General features: G+C 67.7%; 19 protein-coding genes. 10 read left to right on the top strand and 9 right to left on the bottom strand.

Annotated features, from left to right (window positions below; all coding sequences use genetic code 11):
• Nucleotide 1 precedes the first annotated feature (1 nt).
• Together ABW137_RS17875 and ABW137_RS17870 are read left to right on the top strand one after the other, a co-directional pair.
• Complete coding sequence (locus tag ABW137_RS17875; RefSeq protein ID WP_526402356.1) at nt 2–1,237, top strand: acyl-CoA dehydrogenase family protein; 1,236 nt, start codon at nt 2–4, stop codon at nt 1,235–1,237.
• Nucleotides 1,238–1,266: 29 nt separating this feature from the next.
• Nucleotides 1,267–2,064, top strand: coding sequence for an SDR family NAD(P)-dependent oxidoreductase (locus ABW137_RS17870; RefSeq protein WP_526402354.1), 798 nt, complete (start codon nt 1,267–1,269; stop codon nt 2,062–2,064).
• A 79-nt stretch (nt 2,065–2,143) separates the two neighbouring features.
• Here the strand turns inward: ABW137_RS17870 and ABW137_RS17865 are convergent, their stop codons facing one another.
• Entirely contained in the window at nt 2,144–3,805 is a 1,662-nt protein-coding gene (locus ABW137_RS17865) for a rhodanese-like domain-containing protein (RefSeq protein ID WP_526402352.1), read from the bottom strand.
• Between the two features lie 167 nt (nt 3,806–3,972).
• Here ABW137_RS17865 and ABW137_RS17860 point away from each other — a divergent pair, with 167 nt between their 5' ends.
• Both ABW137_RS17860 and ABW137_RS17855 read left to right on the top strand, forming a co-directional pair.
• Nucleotides 3,973–4,722 (top strand): ATP-binding cassette domain-containing protein, encoded by a 750-nt coding sequence (locus ABW137_RS17860; protein WP_526402350.1) that lies wholly within the window; start codon nt 3,973–3,975, stop codon nt 4,720–4,722.
• The gene (locus ABW137_RS17855; protein WP_526402348.1) at nt 4,715–5,533 is read left to right on the top strand and encodes an ABC transporter permease; all 819 of its coding nucleotides are present in this window, start codon (nt 4,715–4,717) and stop codon (nt 5,531–5,533) included. Before ABW137_RS17860 ends, ABW137_RS17855 begins: the two co-directional genes overlap by 8 nt.
• Nucleotides 5,534–5,537: 4 nt before the next feature.
• Here ABW137_RS17855 and ABW137_RS17850 read toward each other — a convergent pair whose 3' ends face one another.
• Entirely contained in the window at nt 5,538–6,836 is a 1,299-nt protein-coding gene (locus tag ABW137_RS17850; protein WP_526402346.1) for an NtaA/DmoA family FMN-dependent monooxygenase, read from the bottom strand.
• Nucleotides 6,837–7,055: 219 nt separating this feature from the next.
• Here ABW137_RS17850 and ABW137_RS17845 point away from each other — a divergent pair, with 219 nt between their 5' ends.
• Nucleotides 7,056–8,225, top strand: a complete 1,170-nt coding sequence (locus tag ABW137_RS17845) for an LLM class flavin-dependent oxidoreductase (RefSeq protein WP_526402344.1) — start codon at nt 7,056–7,058, stop codon at nt 8,223–8,225.
• Nucleotides 8,226–8,354: 129 nt separating this feature from the next.
• Here ABW137_RS17845 and ABW137_RS17840 read toward each other — a convergent pair whose 3' ends face one another.
• Together ABW137_RS17840 and ABW137_RS17835 are read right to left on the bottom strand one after the other, a co-directional pair.
• Nucleotides 8,355–9,029 carry a class I SAM-dependent methyltransferase gene (locus tag ABW137_RS17840; RefSeq protein ID WP_526402342.1) on the bottom strand — a complete coding sequence of 225 codons (675 nt, stop codon included), beginning with the start codon at nt 9,027–9,029 and terminating at the stop codon, nt 8,355–8,357.
• 120 nt (nt 9,030–9,149) lie between these two features.
• Nucleotides 9,150–9,476 (bottom strand): hypothetical protein, encoded by a 327-nt coding sequence (locus ABW137_RS17835; protein WP_526402340.1) that lies wholly within the window; start codon nt 9,474–9,476, stop codon nt 9,150–9,152.
• A 207-nt stretch (nt 9,477–9,683) separates the two neighbouring features.
• Between ABW137_RS17835 and ABW137_RS17830 the strand changes: the two genes are divergently transcribed.
• Nucleotides 9,684–11,135, top strand: a complete 1,452-nt coding sequence (locus ABW137_RS17830; RefSeq protein ID WP_526402338.1) for an LLM class flavin-dependent oxidoreductase — start codon at nt 9,684–9,686, stop codon at nt 11,133–11,135.
• A gap of 8 nt (nt 11,136–11,143) precedes the next feature.
• Here ABW137_RS17830 and ABW137_RS17825 read toward each other — a convergent pair whose 3' ends face one another.
• Nucleotides 11,144–12,343 carry an acyl-CoA dehydrogenase family protein gene (locus ABW137_RS17825; RefSeq protein ID WP_526402336.1) on the bottom strand — a complete coding sequence of 400 codons (1,200 nt, stop codon included), beginning with the start codon at nt 12,341–12,343 and terminating at the stop codon, nt 11,144–11,146.
• 138 nt (nt 12,344–12,481) lie between these two features.
• On the opposite strand from ABW137_RS17825, the gene ABW137_RS17820 reads away from it, so the two are divergent.
• Nucleotides 12,482–13,720 carry an acyl-CoA dehydrogenase family protein gene (locus tag ABW137_RS17820; protein WP_526402334.1) on the top strand — a complete coding sequence of 413 codons (1,239 nt, stop codon included), beginning with the start codon at nt 12,482–12,484 and terminating at the stop codon, nt 13,718–13,720.
• Between the two features lie 8 nt (nt 13,721–13,728).
• Here ABW137_RS17820 and ABW137_RS17815 read toward each other — a convergent pair whose 3' ends face one another.
• From ABW137_RS17815 to ABW137_RS17800, 4 genes are read right to left on the bottom strand one after another with little or no spacing between them, the layout of a single operon-like run.
• Entirely contained in the window at nt 13,729–14,829 is a 1,101-nt protein-coding gene (locus ABW137_RS17815) for an ABC transporter ATP-binding protein (RefSeq protein WP_526402332.1), read from the bottom strand.
• Nucleotides 14,826–15,638, bottom strand: a complete 813-nt coding sequence (locus ABW137_RS17810) for a carbohydrate ABC transporter permease (protein WP_526402330.1) — start codon at nt 15,636–15,638, stop codon at nt 14,826–14,828. The genes ABW137_RS17815 and ABW137_RS17810 overlap by 4 nt, the downstream gene beginning before the upstream one ends.
• On the bottom strand, nt 15,635–16,507 hold the full coding sequence (locus ABW137_RS17805; RefSeq protein WP_526402329.1) for a carbohydrate ABC transporter permease: 873 nt from the start codon (nt 16,505–16,507) through the stop codon (nt 15,635–15,637). The genes ABW137_RS17810 and ABW137_RS17805 overlap by 4 nt, the downstream gene beginning before the upstream one ends.
• Nucleotides 16,504–17,856 (bottom strand): ABC transporter substrate-binding protein, encoded by a 1,353-nt coding sequence (locus tag ABW137_RS17800; RefSeq protein WP_526402327.1) that lies wholly within the window; start codon nt 17,854–17,856, stop codon nt 16,504–16,506. The genes ABW137_RS17805 and ABW137_RS17800 overlap by 4 nt, the downstream gene beginning before the upstream one ends.
• A gap of 105 nt (nt 17,857–17,961) precedes the next feature.
• On the opposite strand from ABW137_RS17800, the gene ABW137_RS17795 reads away from it, so the two are divergent.
• The 3 genes from ABW137_RS17795 to ABW137_RS17785 form a co-directional block, all read left to right on the top strand.
• Nucleotides 17,962–18,684 carry a GNAT family N-acetyltransferase gene (locus tag ABW137_RS17795; RefSeq protein WP_526402325.1) on the top strand — a complete coding sequence of 241 codons (723 nt, stop codon included), beginning with the start codon at nt 17,962–17,964 and terminating at the stop codon, nt 18,682–18,684.
• Nucleotides 18,681–19,751 carry an aldo/keto reductase gene (locus tag ABW137_RS17790; protein WP_526402323.1) on the top strand — a complete coding sequence of 357 codons (1,071 nt, stop codon included), beginning with the start codon at nt 18,681–18,683 and terminating at the stop codon, nt 19,749–19,751. Before ABW137_RS17795 ends, ABW137_RS17790 begins: the two co-directional genes overlap by 4 nt.
• A 140-nt stretch (nt 19,752–19,891) precedes the next feature.
• On the top strand, nt 19,892–20,483 hold a 592-nt coding region (locus ABW137_RS17785; RefSeq protein WP_526402321.1), incomplete at its 3' end, for a superoxide dismutase.

The raw sequence follows: 20,483 nt of genomic DNA, 5'->3' as shown, positions 1-20,483 counted from the left end.
CATGACCACCGTTACCGACGCCCAGTCCCCCACGACCGCACCCACGTTCACCAAACCGGTGACCGTCGGATCCGCCGAACTGGCACAGCTCCTCGCCTACGTCGACGCCGGCGTCGTCGAACGCGACCAGGAGGACCGACATCCCTTCGCCGAGTTCGAGGTCCTGCGCGCAGCCCGCCTCGGTGCGCTGCGACTCCCCGTTGCCCTCGGCGGTGGCGGCGCCACCCTGTCCGAGCTCTTCGCGATCGTGATCGCGCTCGGCGAGGTGGATCCCAACGTGGCACACAGCGTGCGCAACCACTTCAACTTCACCGAGAGCCTGCTCAGAAACGACGTTCGAGGCGACCGCCGGTGGCTGGAACTGGTCACGGCGGGCAAGCTGTTCGGGCTGGCGTCCACCGAGCTGACCCGCAGGCAGGCCGGGCGACGCAACCAGGACTTCGCCACGACCGTCACCGACGAGCCCGCGGGCCTGCGGCTGTCCGGCGAGAAGTTCTACAGCACTGGCAACCTGTACGCCGACTACCTCGTCGTCGGAGCCACCGGGCCCGACGGGAAGCCCGCGCGGGTGGTGGTTCCCTCCGGACGCGACGGCGTCGTCGTCGAACGGGATTGGGACGGCATCGGACAACGGTTCACCGGCAGCGGCACCACCCGCTTCCACGACGTCGCCGTCGAACGCGACGAGTTCCTGGCGGACGGCACGTACTACGGCGACCTCACGTACTCGGCGACCTTTCCGCAGCTGTATCTCACCGCCGTGATCGCCGGGATCCTGCGCAGGGTCACCAGGGATGCCGCCGACCTGGTCCGCAACAAGCAGCGAACGTTCTATCACGCGGCGTCCGAGAACCCCACCGACGATCCGATCCTGCAGCAGACGGTTGGGCTGCTATCCAGCCAGGCCTTTGCCGCAGAGGCAATGGTGTCCTCGGCGGCCGATGCCCTCGCCGACGCCTACGGTGCGCACGGCACCGCAGATGAGCCGGACCTGTCGCTGCGCGCCGCCCTGCGTGCGGCCAAGGCGAAGGTCGTCGTCGACGAACTCGCGCTGCGCGCGGCAGGCGATCTGTTCGACGTGGGCGGCGGGACGGCGGCGCGGCGCAGCTCACACCTGGATCGCCACTGGCGCAACATCCGGACGCTCGCAGCACACAACCCGAAAACGTACAAGGCCAAGGCAATTGGGGCACACGAACTGACGGGGGCTCCGCTACCCAACGGCGCCTTCTTCTAATATCACAACCACGACGAGGAGAAATTGACATGGATCTGCAACTGGCCGACAAGCGCGCGATCATCACCGGCGGCAGCAAGGGCATCGGGCTGGCCGTCGCGCACGCGCTGGCCGCAGAGGGCGTCGACGTGGTGCTCGCCGCCCGCAACCGCGACACCTTGGAGAAGGCCGCCGCCGAGGTGGCCGAACGAAGCGGCAGGCGCGCCATCCCCGTCGTCACCGACACTGGGGACGACGCCTCGGTGAGCGCCTTGGTCGCACGGGCCGTCGAGGAACTCGGCGGGGTCGACATCCTGGTCAACAACGCGTCCAACCAAACCATTGGCGCAGGCGCTCCCAACCTGGCCGACACCACCGACGCGGCGTTCTGGGGTGACGTCAACATCAAGGTCGTCGGCTATCTGCGGACCGCACGGGCCGTGGCTCCCCTCCTGGTCGACCAGGGCTGGGGCCGGATCATCAACGTCAGCGGGCTGGGTTACCGCCAAACGCACTCGATCGTGCGCAGCATCCGCAATGTGAGCGTGGCGGCGTTGACCAAGAACCTCGCCGACGAGTTGGGTCCGCACGGTGTCAACGTGACCGTGGTGCACCCCGGCCAGACGCGCACGGAAAGCAAGACCGTCGAGTATCAGGCCGGCGCCGACGCCGCTGGAATCTCACTGGCCGACTACGAGAGGCAACTCGCGGGCAACGCGATCGGACGGATCGTCGACGCCACCGAGGTCGCCGACGTCGTCACGTTCCTGGCCTCACCGCGCAGCGTCAGCATCACCGGCGACGCCGTCGCGGCGGGCGGCGGATTGCTCGGCACCATCAACTACTGAGCGGGCACGCCGAGGTCGACTGCCCCGAGCATGGCGGCAGCTCTCGAGGCCGCCGACTCGAGGCCGCCGACGCCCGCCCCTAGTCGAACCGCTTGAACGGCACGGTGTCGTCCTGCTCGAGCTCGGCGACCAGGCCGAGTTCCCAGCCCAGGTACCACCGGAACCCGGCCTTGCGCTTCTCCAAATCGGTTTCCCGCCAACCGGATCGGACGACGTCGTCGGCGTCGTGCAGCCAGTTCTCCGTGCCGCTCTCGATGGCGCGACCCGCTGCCTGCCATGCTCGCGTCCCCCCGTCGAGGACTTCGACCGGTCGGTCGACGACCCCGCTGAGTTCAGCGGCGGCGAACCTCGCCAGCACCCCGTCCTCCGACGTCACGACGATGGGACCCGAGCCCGGAATGTCGGCGGCCGACCCCGCCAGCCGGGAGCGGATGGCGAAGACTGCGCCGGGTATGTGCCCGGCCCGGTAGGCCGGGGACGGCGCGACGTCGACGACAACGCGATCCTCTGCCGACACGACATCGATGGTGTCTGCCGACACGACATCGATGGTGTCTGCCGACACGACATCGATGGTGTCTGCCGACACGACGGAATACCCGGACTGCGGCACCTCGAACGCGTCTGGGGCAGGGCCGGTCTCCAACTCGCCGTCGAGGGCATTCTCCAGGACGAACACCTCACCCCACCCGATCTGAGCGATCCACGACGCGGCCACGGTCGCCCGAACGGTGTCGTTGTCGACCAGCACGATGCGGGCGTTGTGCGTACTGACGTAGCGGAACGTCCACGGTGCGACGTCCCAGCTCGGCGCCGAGCGGGAGCCGGCGAGGTGGCCCGCCTCGAACTCCTGCGGAGTGCGCACGTCGAGAACGTAGAGCGAACGGCTCTGCGCTTCACTGCGAAACTGCGCGAGGGTCGCCTTGTCGATGCGAGTGATCGCAAATCGCTCCGCGAACCGCGCCGCCGCCGCACGCGCTGCCTCCGAGGCCTGCGCCCCGGGCAGCGGGGCCGCGACCGACTTGCCGTGCACCAACTCGTGGCCCTCCAGCACCCAGGACTGGGTGCCGCCCTCCAGGGAGACCACCTTGTTGGGCAGGCCTGCATTGATGAGCACCTGGGCGCCGAGGATGCTGCGGGTGCGTCCCGCGCAGTTCACCACCACCAGCGAGTCGGGTGACTTCACCACCTCCGCGGCCCGGTAGACCAACTCGGCGCCGGGGATCGACGTTCCACCGGGCAGGCTGTGGTTCTCGAACTCCCCGATCGGCCTGCTGTCGAGCAGGACGACGTCCTCACCGGCGGCGACGCGCGCCCGGAAGTCCTCGACGGTGATGTGCGGTGTCTCGTAGACGTGTTCGATCCACTCGCCGAACGCCTGGCCGATCACGTGGTCGCCACCGGACTGCACCTTGTAGCCGGCCTCCGCCCAGGCGCGCAGACCCCCGTCAAGCACCCGGACGTCGGTGTAGCCGAGCGCCGTCAGACGCGCCGCACCGCGTTCGGCGAGATCGTCCCCGGCGCCGCCGTCGTAGACCACGACCGGCGTCGACGGCCGCGGAATGCGGGTGCCCACCTTGAGCTCCAGGACGCTCAGCGGAATCGACACGGCGAGCAGGATCGAGCCCTGCGCGGCCGTCACACCCGCTTCACGCACGTCGACGAGCGCGTACTCCGTTCCTGAGCCCAGGAGCCGATGCAGGCTCCCAGCGTCGATGGTGGCTGTCGCGATGGCGGTCATCTGTGTCCTCAGCTGCTCGGCGGTAGTAGCCAATCAGTCTCGACGGCAGCCTGGTTGCGAACAACCGGCTTCGGCTACGGGAATGCGACACCGTGACTTAACTATTCGCGGGCCACGGCCGAATATGGTTACGCAGTTGCGTCCATCACCCGAGGAGGTCGTCTGCGGTGGCGCCCCCTGCTCTGGCAGTCGTGCGGCTGCGCAAGACCTACCGATCGGGCTTCACCGCCCTGCACGACCTCGATCTGGAGATCCCCGACGGCGCGTTCTTCGGGCTGCTCGGCCCCAATGGGGCCGGCAAGTCGACGCTGATCGCGGCGACGTGCAACCTGCTGCGGCCATCGGCGGGGCAGATTCGGATCTTCGGCCACGACAACGACTCCCGGACCGGCCGGGCCCTGGTGGGCCTGGCCGAACAGGAGGTCAACCTGGACCGGTTCCTGACCAACGTGGAGATTCTGATCTATCACGCCGGCTACTACGGAGTGGGCCGCCGCGAAGCCACCCGTCGAGCGCACGACCTGCTCGAACTACTCGGCCTCGCGGACAAGGCCAAGCTGCATCCCCACGCGCTCTCCGGTGGCATGCAGCGCCGACTGCTGGTGGCCCGTGCCTTGATCCACCGGCCCCGCCTCCTGATCCTCGACGAGCCGACCGCGGGCGTTGACGTGGAGCTGCGCGCCGACCTGTGGGGCTACATGCGCGATCTGCACCGGATTGGCCACACGATCCTGCTCACGACGCACTATCTGGAGGAGGCAGAAGTGCTCTGCGACGAAGTCGCCCTCATCAAGGGGGGCCGCATCATCTCCCGTGACAGCGCCGCACGACTGCGCGCCGAGTTCGGCGCCGCTCATCTGGCCGAGGTCTACGAGCGCGTGATCGCCGCACCGGCGGTGGGTTTCGTCGATGACTGAGAACTGGCTCGCCGCAGCACCTTTGACGCCCTACGACCAGCAGTACCGCGCGACGCGACCTGCGTTCACCTGGCTGCTGCAGCGCGAGATCGTGCGGTATCTCAAGAACTGGCACTTCACCGTGGCCGGACAGATGCTGGCCGCTCTGCTGTTCGTGTTCGTCTTCGGGCTCGCGCTCGGCAGCCGCATCCCGGGGGTACGGGGTGTGCCCTACGCACAGTTCATCCTCCCCGGCCTCGTCGTGTTGTCGGTCGTGACGGCGGGCTACATCCAGGGCACCGCATCGCTCTTCGAGGCCCGCAAGGACCGCTTCATCAACGCAGTGCTCGCCAGCCCGCTGCGTTGGTGGGAGATCAACCTGGCGCTGATCCTCGGCTCGATGGTCCGCGGGACGTTGATCTCCTCCGGTCTTCTGGCCGTCGCCATTCCGCTGACGGGCTCGCGCATCGACCGTCCGGCGTACTTCGTCGCGGCCTGGGCGGCGGTGCTGTTGCTCGCCGCGCTGGCCGGAATGCTTGCGGCGTTGTATGCCAAGACCCAGGAACACACCGCGGCGATCCAGGTGCTCGTCGTGCAGCCGCTGTGCTACCTGGGCGGGGTGTTCTACTCGATCCACGACCTGGCGCCTGCGTGGCGCGCGGTGAGCTACTTCAATCCGGTCTTCTACGCAGTGCAGGCCCTGCGGTACGGCATGCTCGGCGATGCGGACATCGCTCCGGGGTATGCCCTCGCGGCGGTCGTCTGTGCCGCGCTGGTGCTCAGCGCAGTGATGGCCGTGACGTTCCGGTCCGGGGTCACGCTCAAGCCGTGATGACCTAGGCGAACGCCTGTCGCGATCCCGTGGCGGTGTACTCGCGCTTGTAGATTCCCTTGGCCTGCAGCAGTGGAACCACGTGGTCGACGAAATCAGTGAGGCCCGTCGGGGTGATGGCGGGGTTGACGTTGAACCCGTCGACGGCGCCCGCGGCGAACCACGCCGCGATGTCGTCGGCGACGTGCTCGGCGGATCCGACGAACCGCAGATGGCTGTTCCCCGAGTCGGTGACCCGGAGAATCTCGCGCAACGATGCGCCCGCGTCGACGTGGCTGCGGACGATCTCGTGGAAACTGCGCTCCCCGACCAGGCTGTCGACCGGCGGAAGCCGCTGTGCGGGAAAGGGTTCGTCGAGAGCCACACCGGAGAGATCCACGTTCAGGCGTTCTGCGAGGATGCCCACAGAACGCTCCGGTGGGTTCAGGGCGCTGATTTCGTCGTGCCGGGCGTGCGCCTCGGCGTCGGTGCTCGCGACGATCGGGATCAACCCGGGGAGAACCTTGACCAAGGGTCCCGACCTGCCGAGCTGGCGTTGCCTGTGGTGAAGGTCGTCGCGAAACGCCACGGATTCGGCGACCGTGCGCTGTGCGGTGTAGACCGCGTCGGCGTAGGCCGCCGCCAGGTCCCGGCCGGGCCCCGAACCACCGGACTGGAAGACCAGCGGCCTGCCCTGTGGTGACCGCGGCACGTCCAGCGCGCCGTGCACCGCCAAGTGCTTGCCGCGGTAACCGATGGGGCGCACGCTGCCGGGCCTGGATTGGACGCCCGCCGCCTTGTCGACGACCAGTGCGTCAGCGTCCCAGCTGTCCCACAACTGGTAGAGAACTTCCAGGAATTCGTGCGCCCGGTCATAGCGGTGCTCGTGCCCGGGAAGCTCGTCGAATCCGAAGTTCCTCGCCGCATCCACCGATCCGGAGGTCACGATGTTGACACCGGCCCGTCCGCCACTGAGATGATCCAGCGTGGCGATGGACCGCGCGACGTTGTACGGGTCGTTGAAGGTGGACGACAGCGTGGCGATCAACCCGATGTGAGACGTGTTGGGCGCCAACGCCGACAACAGCGCGACGGGCTCCAGGGGGGAGAACAACGTGGTCCAGTCGTTGCTCCTGGCGGCGGGAGTATTCGCAACGAACAGCCCGTCGAACAGGCCTCGCTCCGAGATCTCGGCGTACTCCCGGTAGTAATCCAGTTCCAGGGCGCGGTGCGGAGTGGCGTCGGGGTGACGCCACCCGCCCTGAGTGAAACCGATGGCTCGAATCACCGAGTTCAACACCAACTTCGGTGTCGTGGACGGCATCGGGACTCTCCTCTCAGGCTGGACTGGGCAGGACGAGACTTTCGCGCAGAGTGCTGCCCCCGTACTCGTGGCCGACAATTGGCACCTCGACAGCGTCGACCGTGCGCGGGTGCCGAACAAGGGGGCCGCGCTACCAGAACCCTTCAGCGCTGCTTAAGTGCGGATTCTCAAGCGGGATCAACCGATCGCGAACCCGGAAGGTGTCGTTAAGGTCGTGACATGACTGTGAAGCTGCATTGGTTCCTGCCCACGTACGGTGACAGCCGACTCATCGTCGGCGGGGGTCACGGCACCCCGGCGGGCGCCGCGCACAGTGACCGCGACGCCTCCATCGACTACCTCGCCTCGATCGTGCGGGCGGCCGAGACGTTCGGGTTCACCGGCGCGCTGATCCCGACCGGCGCGTGGTGCGAGGACGCGTTCGTCACCGCATCGCTTCTCGCCCGCGAGACGACGTCGCTGGCCTTCCTGGTGGCTTTCCGTCCGGGCCTGGTGAGCCCCACCCTGTCGGCTCAGATGGCGGCGACGTTCGCCCGTCATGCTCCTGGCCGCATCCTGCTGAACGTCGTCGTCGGAGGCGAGGCCCACGAACAACGGGCCTTCGGCGATCACCTCGACAAGGATGCCCGCTACGAACGGGCCGACGAGTTCCTCGACGTGGTCCGCAGGCTGTGGGCCGGGGAGACCGTGACGACACATGGCAAGCACGTCAGCGTGGAAGAGGCTTCCCTGGCCACCCTGCCAAACCCATTGCCGCCCCTGTACTTCGGCGGCAGCTCCCCTGCCGCTGGTCCAGTCGCGGCGCGCCACGCCGACGTCTACCTGACGTGGGGTGAACCCCCCGCCGCGGTCCGTGAGAAGATCGCGTGGATTCGCAAGGAAGCCGCCGAGCAGGGGCGCGACGTCCGGTTCGGAATCCGGCTGCACACCATCTCCCGCGACGACGCCGACGACGCCTGGACGCAGGCCGACAAGCTCGTCGCCGCTCTCGACGAGGAGACGGTCCGGTCGGCGCAGGCCGGGCTGAGCCGCAGTCAATCCGAGGGTCAGCGCCGGATGCTCGCGCTGCACGAGGCCAACCGGGCCGACGGCTCTTGGCACGACGCGCGCAGCCTGGAGATCGCGCCCAACCTCTGGGCCGGCGTCGGTCTGGTGCGGGGCGGTGCGGGCACCGCGCTGGTCGGCAGCCATACCGAGGTAGCGGACCGAATCGCCGAGTACGCCGAGATCGGCATCGACGAGTTCATCTTCTCCGGCTACCCGCACCTGGAGGAACTGTTCTGGTTCGGCGAGGGCGTAGTGCCGATCCTGCGCGAGCGCGGCCTCTTCGACGGCAGTTCGGTCGGAACTCGTGCGGCCTCCATCCCCTTCGTCGGGGCCGCTCGGTAGCGGCCGAGGCCATCGTCGCCTGGTTCCCAGCGCGACTACGCCTCGTTGGCGTGCTGGGCGGCGACTTCGGTCAGTGGGCCACTGGGCGATCCAGGCAGTGGGCCACTGGGCGATTCAGGCAGTGGGCCACTACGGGCGATCCCGCGGCGCGAACTCGAAGAACCTCGCGGAGGGGTCCAGCCGGGCGGTCACACCGCGGAACCTCTGCGTTCCCACCGCGAAGTTCCTGCCGTCCTCATAGTCGAACCCGACCTCGTCGAAATCGGCCTCCCCGAACCAGGTTCGGATCTGCGGCGTCAGATCGGGCGCCCCACGATGGCGCGTCCACAGCACGGTGGCACCGGGTTTGCACAGCTGCGCAAGACCGCGGATGGTCCGGCGGATGTCGTCGTCGACGACGTTGCCGAAGATGCCGCAGGCGAGCACCACGTCGGCCGGGGCCAGGCCGGCGTAGGCAGCGGCGGTGCCTGCGTCGCCCGTGACGACCTCGACCCGATCCAATCCCAGCGCCGCGGTGGACGATCTCGCCGTCGCCGCGACGTCGGGATCGAGTTCCACCAGCCGAGCGGTCACGTCGTCACGGCGCGGGTGGTCGGGGAGCACTCCGAGAACGTCGCGACCTTCGCCGGCGCACAGACTGATCAATCGAATGGGGCCAGCAGGGACGGCGTCGAGTCCCTCGGACAGGCGACGCTGAACGTGGACGAGCCGCCGAGAGAGGTCGGAGTCGGGATCGGCATATCCCTGGTGCCACCCGGCCCAGCTGAAGCTCTGCTCTTGCCCGGTGATCGCGCTGTCAGTCATGGCTTCGATCCTGCCCCGGCCGAACGGTCAACGGCCGCATATAAATCAGACCGATTCTCGACGCTTCCCCACCGGCGCGCGCCGCCGACGTGCCTCTCTACGGCACACGTACGGCTGGGCTCAGGCGTCGTCGTCGAGCAATTGGGCGGCTTCGACGATGTCACCCGGCGTGATCGCCGTTCGACCGTGCAACGCGTCGATCGCACGCTGCACCATCGACGTCGTGAGCCACGGGTAGTCGTCGAACAGGCGGGCGCACGAGGCCAACGCGGGCCGGTCGGCAACGGCGAAGAACTCTGGCCAGTACTCGCGCGCCGCGTAGGACGCGGTGCCCGCAACCTCTCGCCCCCGTGGGCTGCCCCCGCTGGAGAGTTCTGCGTACACCTCGAGTGCCTCGGCATCGCCCATGACGTCGCGCATCCACTCGAAGGGTCCGAGATCGGTCATTCGGCATTACCCCCAGCCCATCAATGGCGTCGGTTCCCTGCGATTCGACGCTAGCGAGCTGACCCTGGTCCAGCCGAGATTACGAATCGGACTGAATGCAAGTGGTCCGGCTGGGCGCGTTCGCAGGCCCCGGCCGCATGATCGGACTTCGAATCTTCGGGACTCAAACACGTGCCAGATGGGCCCACCGCGAAGAGAATGCTGCCAGTGAGCCGAACCATACGTCTGAACGCGTTCGACATGAACTGCGTCGCCCACCAGTCCCCCGGTTTGTGGCGACACCCCGAGGACCGCTCCGCGGAGTACAAGGACCTCGCCTACTGGGCCGACCTCGCCAAACTGCTCGAACGCGGACGGTTCGACGCGCTGTTCATCGCCGACGTGCTCGGCACCTACGACATCTACGGCGCCAGCGACGAGGCAGCCATCCGGCAGGCCGCCCAGATTCCGGTCAACGACCCGCTGCTGTTGGTGTCGGCGATGGCGTTGGTGACCGAGCATCTCGGTTTCGGCATCACCACCGGAACCGGCTTCGAGCACCCCTACCCCTTCGCGAGGCGCGTCTCCACCCTGGACCACCTCACCAAGGGCCGCGTCGGGTGGAACGTCGTCACCGGTTACCTGCCGGCCGCGGCGCGCAACATGGGTCAGACGGACCAGCCCGCCCACGATGCCCGCTACGACCACGCCGACGAGTACCTCGAGGTGCTCTACAAGCTGTGGGAGGGTTCATGGGAGGACGGCGCCGTCATCAAGGATCGGGAACGTGGCATCTTCACCGACCCGGACAAGGTGCACCACATCGGCCACGAGGGAACGCATTTCAGCGTTCCCGGCATTCATCTGTCCGAACCGTCCACCCAGCGCACACCGGTGCTCTTCCAGGCCGGGGCGTCACCGCGCGGCGTGCGGTTTGCCGCCGAGAACGCCGAGGCCATCTTCACGGCCGCTCCGACGAAGGCCATTCTCCGCGAGACCGTCGGCACCATCCGGCGTGAGCTGGAGATCGCAGGCCGGGATCCCTACGCGGCCAAGATCTTCAACCTCTCGACGGTGATCACGGCCGACACCGACGAAGAAGCCAAGGCCAAGCACGCCGAGTACCTCTCCTGGGGAGATCCCGAGGGCGCGCTCACGTTCATGTCCGGTTGGATGGGCGTCGACCTGGCGCGTTACGGCCTCGACGAACCGATCGGCAACGTCGACTCGAACGCGATCCTGTCTGCGGTCAAGGCATTCCAGTCGGCGGATCCCGACGGTGGCGAGTGGGCCGTCCGCGACATCGCCAACTGGGGCAAGATCGGCGGCATCGGACCGCTGATCGTCGGTTCGGGTAACACCGTGGCCGACGTGCTGCAGGAATGGGTCGAAGAAACCGACGTCGACGGGTTCAACCTGGCGTATGCCATCACCCCAGGGACCTTCGCCGACGTCGTCGACCATGTGGTGCCGGTGCTCACCGAGCGCGGCGCCTACCAACCCGAATACACGCCGGGATCCCTGCGCAACAAGCTGTTCGGACGTGGTGACCGACTTCCCGACGAGCACCGCGGCGCCAGCTACCGGGTCGGCGGCTCGCGCTCGACGATCATCGATCGTCCGTCCACCGTGCCGTCATCATCGTCGTCGATCGCATCGCAGCCGACGTCGGGTCGATAGCAGGCCGCTCAGGTGTACAGCGTGATCGGCTGCACGTCGCCGGTCAGGAAGTTTGCGCCGACCTCGAGCTTCTTGTAGTCGACCGGGTCGTGCAGGGAGTGGGTACGGATGTTGCGCCAGAACAAGTCCAGTCCCACGTCGCTCCGGGTGGAGCTGGAACCGGTCACCTCGAACACGCGGTGGGCCACCTCGAGCGCGGTTTCGGTGGCCACCACCTTCGCCTTGGCGATGCCGATCTCGACCGCGGCGCGATCGTCTGCGGTCACCTCGGCGCCACGGGCGATCACCGCGTCGTACCGCACGTTCCACAGGTCCACCAGCGCCTCGACGGCAGCAGTCCGCGACAGCAACTCGCCGAACACGCGCTGCACGAACGGGTCTCGCGAATAGTGCTCGGCACTGCCGAGCAACCAACCGCCCCGCCGGTCGAGAGTCAACTGACGGGCCCGGCTCAAGGCTCCCTCGGCGATGCCCAGATACAAGTTGGCGAAGCCCAGCTGCACCCCTGGTGTCACCAGCGTCGAGTATGGCTCCTCGCCCACTTCGCCGAGGACGTCGTCCGCGGCGACCGCCACGTCGGTGAATTGGACGCTGCCGCTGGCGGACAGGCGCTGACCAAGGGCATCCCAGTCGCCGAGGTACTCGACGCCCGCGCGGTCGTGGTCGACCACCGACGCGAGCACTCGATCCCCGGCCTGGTCGAGGGCCATCACCAGCGTGACGTCTCCCGTCGAGGCCCCCGTCGAGAATCTCTTCCGCCCGTTGAGTCGATAGTCCGATCCCACCCGAGTCAGCGTCAGGTCGGGGTCGACGGGATTGACGGAGTCACCCCACAGCCACTGCCCATCCGCCGAGGCCCCGAACCAGTGCTCCCACCGCTGCGGCGCCCCGAAGAACACGATGCCCGCGTGGTTGACGTAGTGGTAGCTGAGGATCTGCGCGATCGAGGCGTCGGTGCGGGCCAGGATCCTGACGGCACGCAGGGCGCTGGACCAGTGCCCCCCATGTCCGCCGTACTCGACGGGGATCAACAGATTGGCCAGGCCGGATTCCTTCAGCAGCTTCAATTCGGCGACGGGGTCCTGGTTGGCCCGATCGCGGGCCAGCACATCGGGCTCCAAGGCCACCGCGACCTCGGCGGCGACCGCGTCCCAGTGCGGTGTCTCGGCCCCGTCCAACGGCGTAGTCCATGGCGTGCGCTGCGTCATGCCCGCAGATCCTAGTGTTACCTCGCCGGTTTGCCGCCAGTTGTATTCGTGGCGAACATAATTCGGATCCCGTCGCGGATCGGCTTGCATCGTTGGGCACAATCGACAGAACTGCGTCCAGAACCAGGTGGTATTCACATGACAGCGTCCGCAACGGGTGACGTGCGGCAATCGGACGACGTCCGAGCCGAGATCGCGTCGTTGATCGAACAGAACGTCTCCGGCGCACTCGAACGCGAGATCGGACACCAGTTGCCGACCGACGTGCTGACCGCCCTCAAGGAGGCCGGCTTCGGCGCACTACGGGTGCCGCAGGAGTTCGGTGGCCGCGGTTTGAGCTGGGTGGACATCACCAGGGTCTGGATCGATCTGGCCGCCGCCGACGCCAACCTGGCCCAGGCGCTGCGTGGCCACTTCACCCTCGTCGAGGACGTGTTGTTCCGACACCGCCGCGGTGCCGACCAGAGTGCCTGGTTCGAGCGCTTCGTGGCCGGCGAGATCGCGGGGAACGCGTGGACCGAGATCGGTTCGACCCTCATCGGCGACGTTCAGACGGTGGTGGTGCCCGAGGGTGATCACTACCGAATCAACGGCCGCAAGTTCTACACCACGGGAACGATCTTCGCCGAATGGGCTGACGTGTACGCACGACTCGACGATGGCGGTGAATCGACCCACGTGATCGCCATCGTCGACACTCGGCAACCCGGCGTGGTGGTGCAGGACGATTGGGACGGGTTCGGGCAGCGCGGCACCGGAAGCGGAACCGCCGAGTTCACCGACGCCCGGGTCGAACGGGGCCACCTACTGCCGTTCGTCGAGCGGCATCCATATCAGACCGCGCTGTATCAGCTCAACCTGATCGCGACCCTCGCGGGCATCGCGAAGGCGATCCACCGCGACGTCGTCGCCGAAGTTCGCGCCCGCACCCGGAATTACTCTCACGCCAACGCGTCCCGCGTTCGCGACGACCCGCAGGTGCTCGGGCTCGTCGGTGAGATCTCGGCGGCTGCGTACGCCGCGGAGGCCGTCGCGGTGCGCGCCGCGGCAGCGCTGGACGTGGCCTCCGACGCTGCCACTGCCCCGGATGCCGAGCTGCGGCGGGCCACCGAGGCTGCGGAGTTGGAGACCAGCGCGGCGCAGGTGGCCGTGTCCAAGATGGTGCTCGACTCCGCCACCGAACTGTTCGACGCGCTCGGCGCGTCGGCCACGTCGACCGGCCGCGGGCTCGACCGGCACTGGCGCAACGCCCGGACCGTCGCGTCGCACAACCCGCGGCTGTTCAAGGCGAAGGTGTTGGGAGCGTTCGACGTCAACGCCACGCCGCCCCCCTACGCGTGGTCGATCGGCACCACCCCGAGTCGCGACGGCGCCTGACGGGCACCTCAGTCCGGCAGCCGCCGCCCGGTGGCACCGTCGAACAGGTGCTCCCGCCCCGCTCGCACCCGCACGGTGACCGCATCTCCCGGCGCAGGCACGCGTGACCAGTCCGCGACGGAGGACGCCTCGACGACGGCGGTCAAGCGACGAGGGCCTGCCTTGACGATGATCACGTAGCGCGGTCCCAGCAACTCGACGAGCTCCACACGGGCCTCGCCCCGGTCCATTCCCCCGTCGCTTCGCTCGCCCCGGTCCACTCCCCCTGGCTCGACCAGCAGATCCTCCGGCCGCACCCCGAAGGTCACCTCGCCCTGCGCGGCGCCGGGCGCCGACCACGTCACGCCGTCTGCCGTGAACACACCGCCCTGGATCCGGCCGGGGACGAGGTTCATGCTCGGCGAACCGATGAAGCCCGCCACGAACGTGTTCGCCGGTGCGCGGTACAGCTCCTCGGGCGTGCCACGCTGGGCGATGCGTCCGGAATCGAGCACCACCAGCTGATCGGCAATGGTCATCGCCTCTTCCTGATCATGCGTGACGTAGAGGGCCGTGATGCCCAACTCCTGTTGCAATCTCCGGATTTCGGAGCGCAACTCGACGCGGAGCTTGGCGTCGAGGTTGCTCAACGGTTCGTCGAAGAGGAAGACGGACGGGGTGCGCACCAGTGCGCGCGCGATCGCGACCCGCTGCTGCTGCCCGCCCGAGAGTTGCCGTGGCTTGCGGTCGAGTAGAGCGGCGATGCCCACCCGTTCGGCTGCCTCGCGGGCGCGTTCGGCGGCTTCGGCCTTGCCAGCACCGGCGTTGCGCAGCGGGAAGGCGATGTTGCCTGCGACGGTGAGGTTCGGATACAACGCGTAATTCTGGAAGACCATCGCCACGTCACGTTCGCGCGGAGCGGCCGAGGTGACGTCGCGATCACCGATCCGGACCGTGCCGCGGTCCGCGGACTCCAGACCCGCCGCGATCCTCAACGTCGTTGACTTGCCGCACCCCGATGGGCCGACCAGGACGGTCAGCGACCCATCCGCCAGGGTGAGGTCGAGGCCGTCGACGACCGTCGAGCCGCCGTACGACTTGGTGACGTCGATCAGTTCTACGGTGGTCACTTGGTGGCTCCCGTCGAAAGCCCGCCCACCAGGTAGCGCTGCGCCACCAGGGCAAGCACGTAGACCGGCGCGATGCCGAGTAGTCCCGCCGCGGCCTGCTGGCCGAACTGCACGTTGCGATCACCTTGGAAGAGTGACAAACCCACCGTCAACGTCTGACTCTCCTTCGTCACTGCCAGGTACACCGCGAACAGAAAGTCGTTGTAGCTCAAGAAGAACACCACCAGCAGTGCTGCAACGATGCCGGGCCACAGCAGCGGCAGCACCGCCTTGCGGAAGGCGCCAGCGACGGACAGACCGTCGATGACCGCGGCTTCGTCGATCTCGACGGGGATGCGGCGGACGAATCCATCGAGCAGCCAGGCCGCCACCGGAACGTTGGCGATGCCGTTGACGATGATCAATCCGATCACGCTGTTGGTCAGACCGAGATTGCGAAGCAGGAAGAACAGCGGGATGACCGCCACGATCGGTGGGGCGCAGTAGCTGGCCAGCAGCACCGTAAGCAGTCGCTCACCGCCAAACCTTCGGGCAGTGAAATACGCTGCGGGAGTGGCGATCACGGCCGCCAATATGGCCGCACCCACCGCCGAGATCCATGAGTTCTGCAGCATGGTGCCCAGTGCGATCGTGTCGAACACCGACGCGAAGTTCGACGTCGTCCACTGCGTCGGCAACAGGCTGGAGTTGAGCACGTCGCTGGGCGGACGCACCGCGAGCGACACCAGGTATCCGATCGGAATCAGGGTCACCACGACCGCAACGACGAGCACGACACGCACGATCCAGCGCTTCGCTGCGGAGGTCATGACTGCTCGGCCCGGACGGTGCGTGCCCTGGCCGCCGTGAAGGCGGTCGCGACGACGCCGACGATGGCGGCAAAGATCATCGTCTGAGCGGCCGCGGTTCCCATGTCGAAACTTCCCCGCAACCCCGTCTGATAGATGACGAACGGTGTCAGCGTCGTCGCGAACCCCGGACCGCCCGAGGTAATCACGACGATCAGGTCGAACACCTTGTAGCCGATGACGAGCTCGAGGATCAGCACCGCCCAGGCCGTCGGTGCGATCGCGGGCCACGTCACGGTGGTGAAGGTCCGCCACGGGCTCGCGCCGTCGATCCGCGCCGACTCGAGCAGTTCGGGGCGGACGACCCCGAGCGCGGCGAACAGGATCAGTACGGCGAACGGCGTCCATTGCCAGACGTGGATGAGCAGGAGGACGACGAACGCCCCGCTTCCGGATCCGAGAGGATTGAAGCCGCTGAGCCCCACCGCCGCGAAGGCATCCGCCAGTCCCCCACCGACCGGCGCGAGGAGCAGCTTCCACGCCACGCCGATGAGCACCGGCGCCGTGACCAACGGCAGCAGAAGCAGTGCCCCGACGGCACCGAACCGGGTACCACGGGCCCGGAGGAGCAGCGCGAGCACCAGCCCGACACCCGTCGTGGCCACCGTCGCGATGACGGCGAACGCGGTGGACTTCCACAGCGAGGGCGTGAACGCGGGCGCATCGAACGCGCTGTGGAAGTTGTCGACGCCGCTGAACGCGCGCAGGGGTTTCGCCAGCGATGAATCGGTCAGCGTCAGCGCCACCAAGTATGCCGTCGGATAGACCAGGAACAGCACCAGTCCTGCGATGGCGGGCAACGCCAGCCAGAGCGGGACGCGTCGCGTCATGTCGCGGCGCTCTCCCAGCTCTTTTGGGCGTTCTCCAGGGACTGGTCGACGGTCTGCGTACCGGCGATGGCCAACGCCAACTGATCGACGAGGTCCTGCAACAGCTTCGGCGCGCCCGCCTGCTTCGGCCACACCAGCGGATGACCGTTGAGGCCCTCGCGGATTGGTGCGATCGCGCCGGTGACGACCTTGGCGTAGCCGTCGGAGTTGAGCACCTCACCGCGGACCGGATCGATCCCAGCACCCGCCGTCGACGACACCGCGAGGTTCTGCGGCGTCGCGGTGGCCCAGTTGACGAACGCCGCTGCGGCGTCCTGGTTCTTCGACGCCGTCGAGATGCCGAGGCCAAATCCTGCATCCAGTGCGGCGCGGGGGGTGGTGTTGGTACCGCCGACGGGTAGCGAGACCGCACCCCACTTGCCCGCGATCTTCGATGCGGTCGGATCCTCGGCCCGCAGCGCCATGTCGGTCCAGGTGTCCAGGAGCGCGCCCTGTCCGGTGAGGAACGCCGTATTGGCCTGGTCGAAGCCGACCTGCAGCGGCGTCGGTAGCGCCACCGGTGCGACGTCGACGAGGTGCTGCAGCGCGGCGACCGAGGCGTCGGAGGTCAAGGCGGGCTTGCCGTCGGAGCCGATCAGCTCGCCCCCGAAGCCCGTGAGGCGGTTGATGTACGAGCAGCCCAGGATCATCGGGACCTGCTGGCCGGACACGATGGCGCCGTAAGCCGCTCCGCGGGCGTCCTTGGTGATCTTGGCGGCGATCTCGTCGTAGTCGTCCCACGTCTTCGGGGGCTCGACCTTGTACCGGTCGAGCAGCTCGGAGTTGTAGAACAGGATGTGCACGTCACCGTCGTACGGCAGGCCGTACCGCTTGTCGTCGAGCAGTGTGTAGGGATCGTAGATCGACGGAAGGTACCCGTCGACGCCGATGGCGGTCTTGTTCTGATCGATCCAGTCCGTCAGGTCCACCAACGCGCCTGCGTCGACGAGGTCGCCCAGCCCGAAGTAGAAGTAGTCGAAGACGTCGAATTCGCCCGTGCCACTCTGGACGTCGAGGATCTGTTTGCTGGTGAGCTGGTCGTATGGCGCGGCGGTGACGTCGAGCGTGCCGCCGGTCGCCTTCGTCCACGCCGGTGCCAGCACGTCGCGGAACGACGTCACGTGCGGCTGGTTGACCAGGAGCTTGAGTGTGACGCCATCGAACTTGCCCGAGACCGGCGCGTTGCCCGCGAGGGCGTTGCCGCTGCTGGACGAGCCGCAGGCGGCAAGGGCCGGCGTGAGTAGCGCGGCACCGCCAGCCAACCCGAGGAGTTGCAGCGCGCGGCGCCGTGAGAGTGCTGATGTCGTCACGTGTGGTGACGGTACGAACTCGGGGTGGTGTTCGGCGAGAGAAAAACTCAGCGCGATGCGAAGCCGTGTGAACCGTCGCGCCGCGGCGTGCCAGGATCGTGCACCGTGGCCGCTCATCCGTTGGACAACCCGGTTTACGCTTCGTTGACCGGCCCGCACCGACACCTGGCGCTGCACCGCGGCCGCGCCGTCCGCTACCCCGCCGAGATCGCGGGCTTCGCGGGCTTCGCCGACGTGCCGGATCGGGACGACTGGGCCGACCTGGCCGAAATCAGCGGTCCGGCAACGACGGTGATCCTCACCGGAGTGATCGGCGATCCGCCCGCCGACTGGCAGGTGGTCGACCGCGTGCCCGGAGTTCAGCTGATCGCCGACGGGGTGGCCGCCGCCGACGACGCCGACGCGGTGGAACTCGGAGCCGACGACGTGCCGGAGATGCTGGCACTGGTCGCCGCGACCAGGCCCGGCCCCTTCTTCCGACGCACCGTCGAGCTCGGGTCGTATCTGGGCTTCCGCCACGACCGCCGCCTGGTCGCCATGGCAGGCCAGCGTCTGCACACCCCTGGCTGGGCCGAGATCAGCGCGGTGTGTACCGATCCGGCGTTTCGCGGGCGCGGTCTGTCGACGCGGCTGGTGCACGCCGTCGCCCACCGGATCCGAGCCCGCGGCGAGACGCCGTTCCTGCATGCGTCGGCCTCGAACGCGACGGCCATCCGGTTGTACGAGTCGCTGGGGTTCGTCCTCCGTCGAAGGCCGGACTTCCTGGGAGTCCGAGTCCCGGCAAGCCGGTCCCAAGTGCCGACGCCGCTCACTACGATGGCGCCATGACCGAGGAACTCGCGATCGCCGACGTGCCGTTCACCCACGATCCCTGGGTCGCGTCCCGGGACCGCTACGCGGCGATGCCCTATCGGCGAGTCGGGACGTCCGGTCTTCTGCTGCCCGCCATCTCGCTGGGCCTCTGGTACAACTTCGGCGACAACCGTCCCTTCGACGGGCAGCGAGAGGTGCTGCGCTACGCCTTCGATCGGGGTATCACCCACTTCGACCTGGCGAACAACTACGGGCCCCCGTACGGCTCCGCCGAGGAGAACTTCGGCAGGATGCTTCGCCGCGACTTCAAGCCCTATCGCAACGAGCTGGTCATCTCCACCAAGGCGGGCTGGGACATGTGGCCGGGCCCCTACGGCCAGCTGGGCGGGCGCGCGTACCTGCTCGCCAGTCTCGACGAGTCCCTCGACCGCCTCGGGCTGGACTACGTCGACGTCTTCTACTCCCATCGCATCGACCCGGTCACCCCGCTCGAGGAGACGATCGGCGCCCTCGACACCGCGGTGCGGTCGGGCAAGACGCGCTACGTGGGCATTTCGTCGTACTCCCCCGGCAAGACCGCGGAGGCTGCGGCGATCGCTCAGCGGCTGGGCACCCCGCTGGTGATCCACCAGCCGTCGTACTCGCTGCTGAACCGGTGGATCGAGGGCGGGCTGACCACCGAGCTCGCCAACGCGGGCATGGGGGCCATCGCGTTCACCGCGCTCGCACAGGGATTGCTGACGGACCGCTACCTTCAGCATTCGGCCGCCGACGTGGACCGCGCGACGGCCCGCCCGACGTTCGACGACGAGCTGGTGACCGACCAGGTCCTTGAACGGCTCCGCGGTCTGGCGGCGATCGCCGAACGCCGCGGGCAGTCGCTGGCCCAGCTCGCGTTGGCGTGGGTGCTGCGCGATCCCGCCGTGTCCTCCACCCTCGTCGGGGCATCCAGCGTGGCGCAGCTCGAGGAGAACCTTGGAGCGCTGTCGAATCTCGAGTTCACGCCCGACGAGCTCACCGAAATCGACCAGTACGCCTCTGATTCGGGCATCGATCTGTGGCGGGAGAGTTCGGACGTCTGACTCCGTCTGTCTCTCAGGACGTTACGCATTCCCTTTGGTTCTCAGCGAAGAAAATCACTGAGCCGCAGCGAGTTCGGCCGTACCGTCGGGCGGGGCGAAACGGCCCCGCGGATACGACCGACGACTCGAAGGGGAAACTCGTGGCCGAATACACCTTGCCCGACCTGGACTACGACTACGCGGCACTCGAACCACACATCTCGGGTGAGATCAACGAGATTCATCATGGCAAGCATCACGCGACCTACGTGAAGGGCCTCAACGACGCGCTCGCCAAACTGGAGGAAGCACGCGCCGCCGACGACCATGCCGCGATCTTTCTCAACGAGAAGAACCTGGCGTTCCACCTCGGCGGCCACGTCAACCACTCCATTTGGTGGAAGAACCTGTCTCCCAACGGGGGTGACAAACCGACTGGCGAACTCGCGGCCGCGATCGACGATCAGTTCGGTTCCTTCGACAAGTTCCGCGCCCAGTTCGCCGCCGCGGCCAACGGACTGCAGGGATCGGGTTGGGCCGTCCTTGGCTACGACACGCTGGGGCAGCGACTGTTGACGTTCCAGCTCTACGACCAGCAAGCCAACGTGCCACTGGGCATCGTGCCACTGCTGCAGGTCGACCTGTGGGAGCACGCCTACTACCTGCAGTACAAGAACGTCAAAGCGGACTACGTCAAGGCGTTTTGGAACGTCGTCAACTGGGACGACGTGCAGCAGCGCTTCACCACTGCCA

Origin of the sequence: Mycobacterium sp. (assembly GCF_040509115.1) — a bacterium.
Classification (GTDB): domain Bacteria; phylum Actinomycetota; class Actinomycetes; order Mycobacteriales; family Mycobacteriaceae; genus Mycobacterium.
This window is presented reverse-complemented; position numbering and strand designations above follow the sequence as displayed.

What these genes read in the sequence shown, in the direction of transcription:
- ABW137_RS17840 (WP_526402342.1), bottom strand. Translation starts at nt 9,029, where the DNA reads ATGACTGACAGCGCGATCACCGGGCAAGAGCAGAGCTTCAGCTGGGCC.
- ABW137_RS17865 (WP_526402352.1), bottom strand. Translation starts at nt 3,805, where the DNA reads ATGACCGCCATCGCGACAGCCACCATCGACGCTGGGAGCCTGCATCGG.
- ABW137_RS17825 (WP_526402336.1), bottom strand. Translation starts at nt 12,343, where the DNA reads ATGACGCAGCGCACGCCATGGACTACGCCGTTGGACGGGGCCGAGACA.
- ABW137_RS17810 (WP_526402330.1), bottom strand. Translation starts at nt 15,638, where the DNA reads ATGACCTCCGCAGCGAAGCGCTGGATCGTGCGTGTCGTGCTCGTCGTT.
- ABW137_RS17845 (WP_526402344.1), top strand. Translation starts at nt 7,056, where the DNA reads ATGACTGTGAAGCTGCATTGGTTCCTGCCCACGTACGGTGACAGCCGA.
- ABW137_RS17790 (WP_526402323.1), top strand. Translation starts at nt 18,681, where the DNA reads ATGACCGAGGAACTCGCGATCGCCGACGTGCCGTTCACCCACGATCCC.
- ABW137_RS17850 (WP_526402346.1), bottom strand. Translation starts at nt 6,836, where the DNA reads ATGCCGTCCACGACACCGAAGTTGGTGTTGAACTCGGTGATTCGAGCC.
- ABW137_RS17835 (WP_526402340.1), bottom strand. Translation starts at nt 9,476, where the DNA reads ATGACCGATCTCGGACCCTTCGAGTGGATGCGCGACGTCATGGGCGAT.
- ABW137_RS17805 (WP_526402329.1), bottom strand. Translation starts at nt 16,507, where the DNA reads ATGACGCGACGCGTCCCGCTCTGGCTGGCGTTGCCCGCCATCGCAGGA.
- ABW137_RS17870 (WP_526402354.1), top strand. Translation starts at nt 1,267, where the DNA reads ATGGATCTGCAACTGGCCGACAAGCGCGCGATCATCACCGGCGGCAGC.
- ABW137_RS17855 (WP_526402348.1), top strand. Translation starts at nt 4,715, where the DNA reads ATGACTGAGAACTGGCTCGCCGCAGCACCTTTGACGCCCTACGACCAG.
- ABW137_RS17875 (WP_526402356.1), top strand. Translation starts at nt 2, where the DNA reads ATGACCACCGTTACCGACGCCCAGTCCCCCACGACCGCACCCACGTTC.
- ABW137_RS17820 (WP_526402334.1), top strand. Translation starts at nt 12,482, where the DNA reads ATGACAGCGTCCGCAACGGGTGACGTGCGGCAATCGGACGACGTCCGA.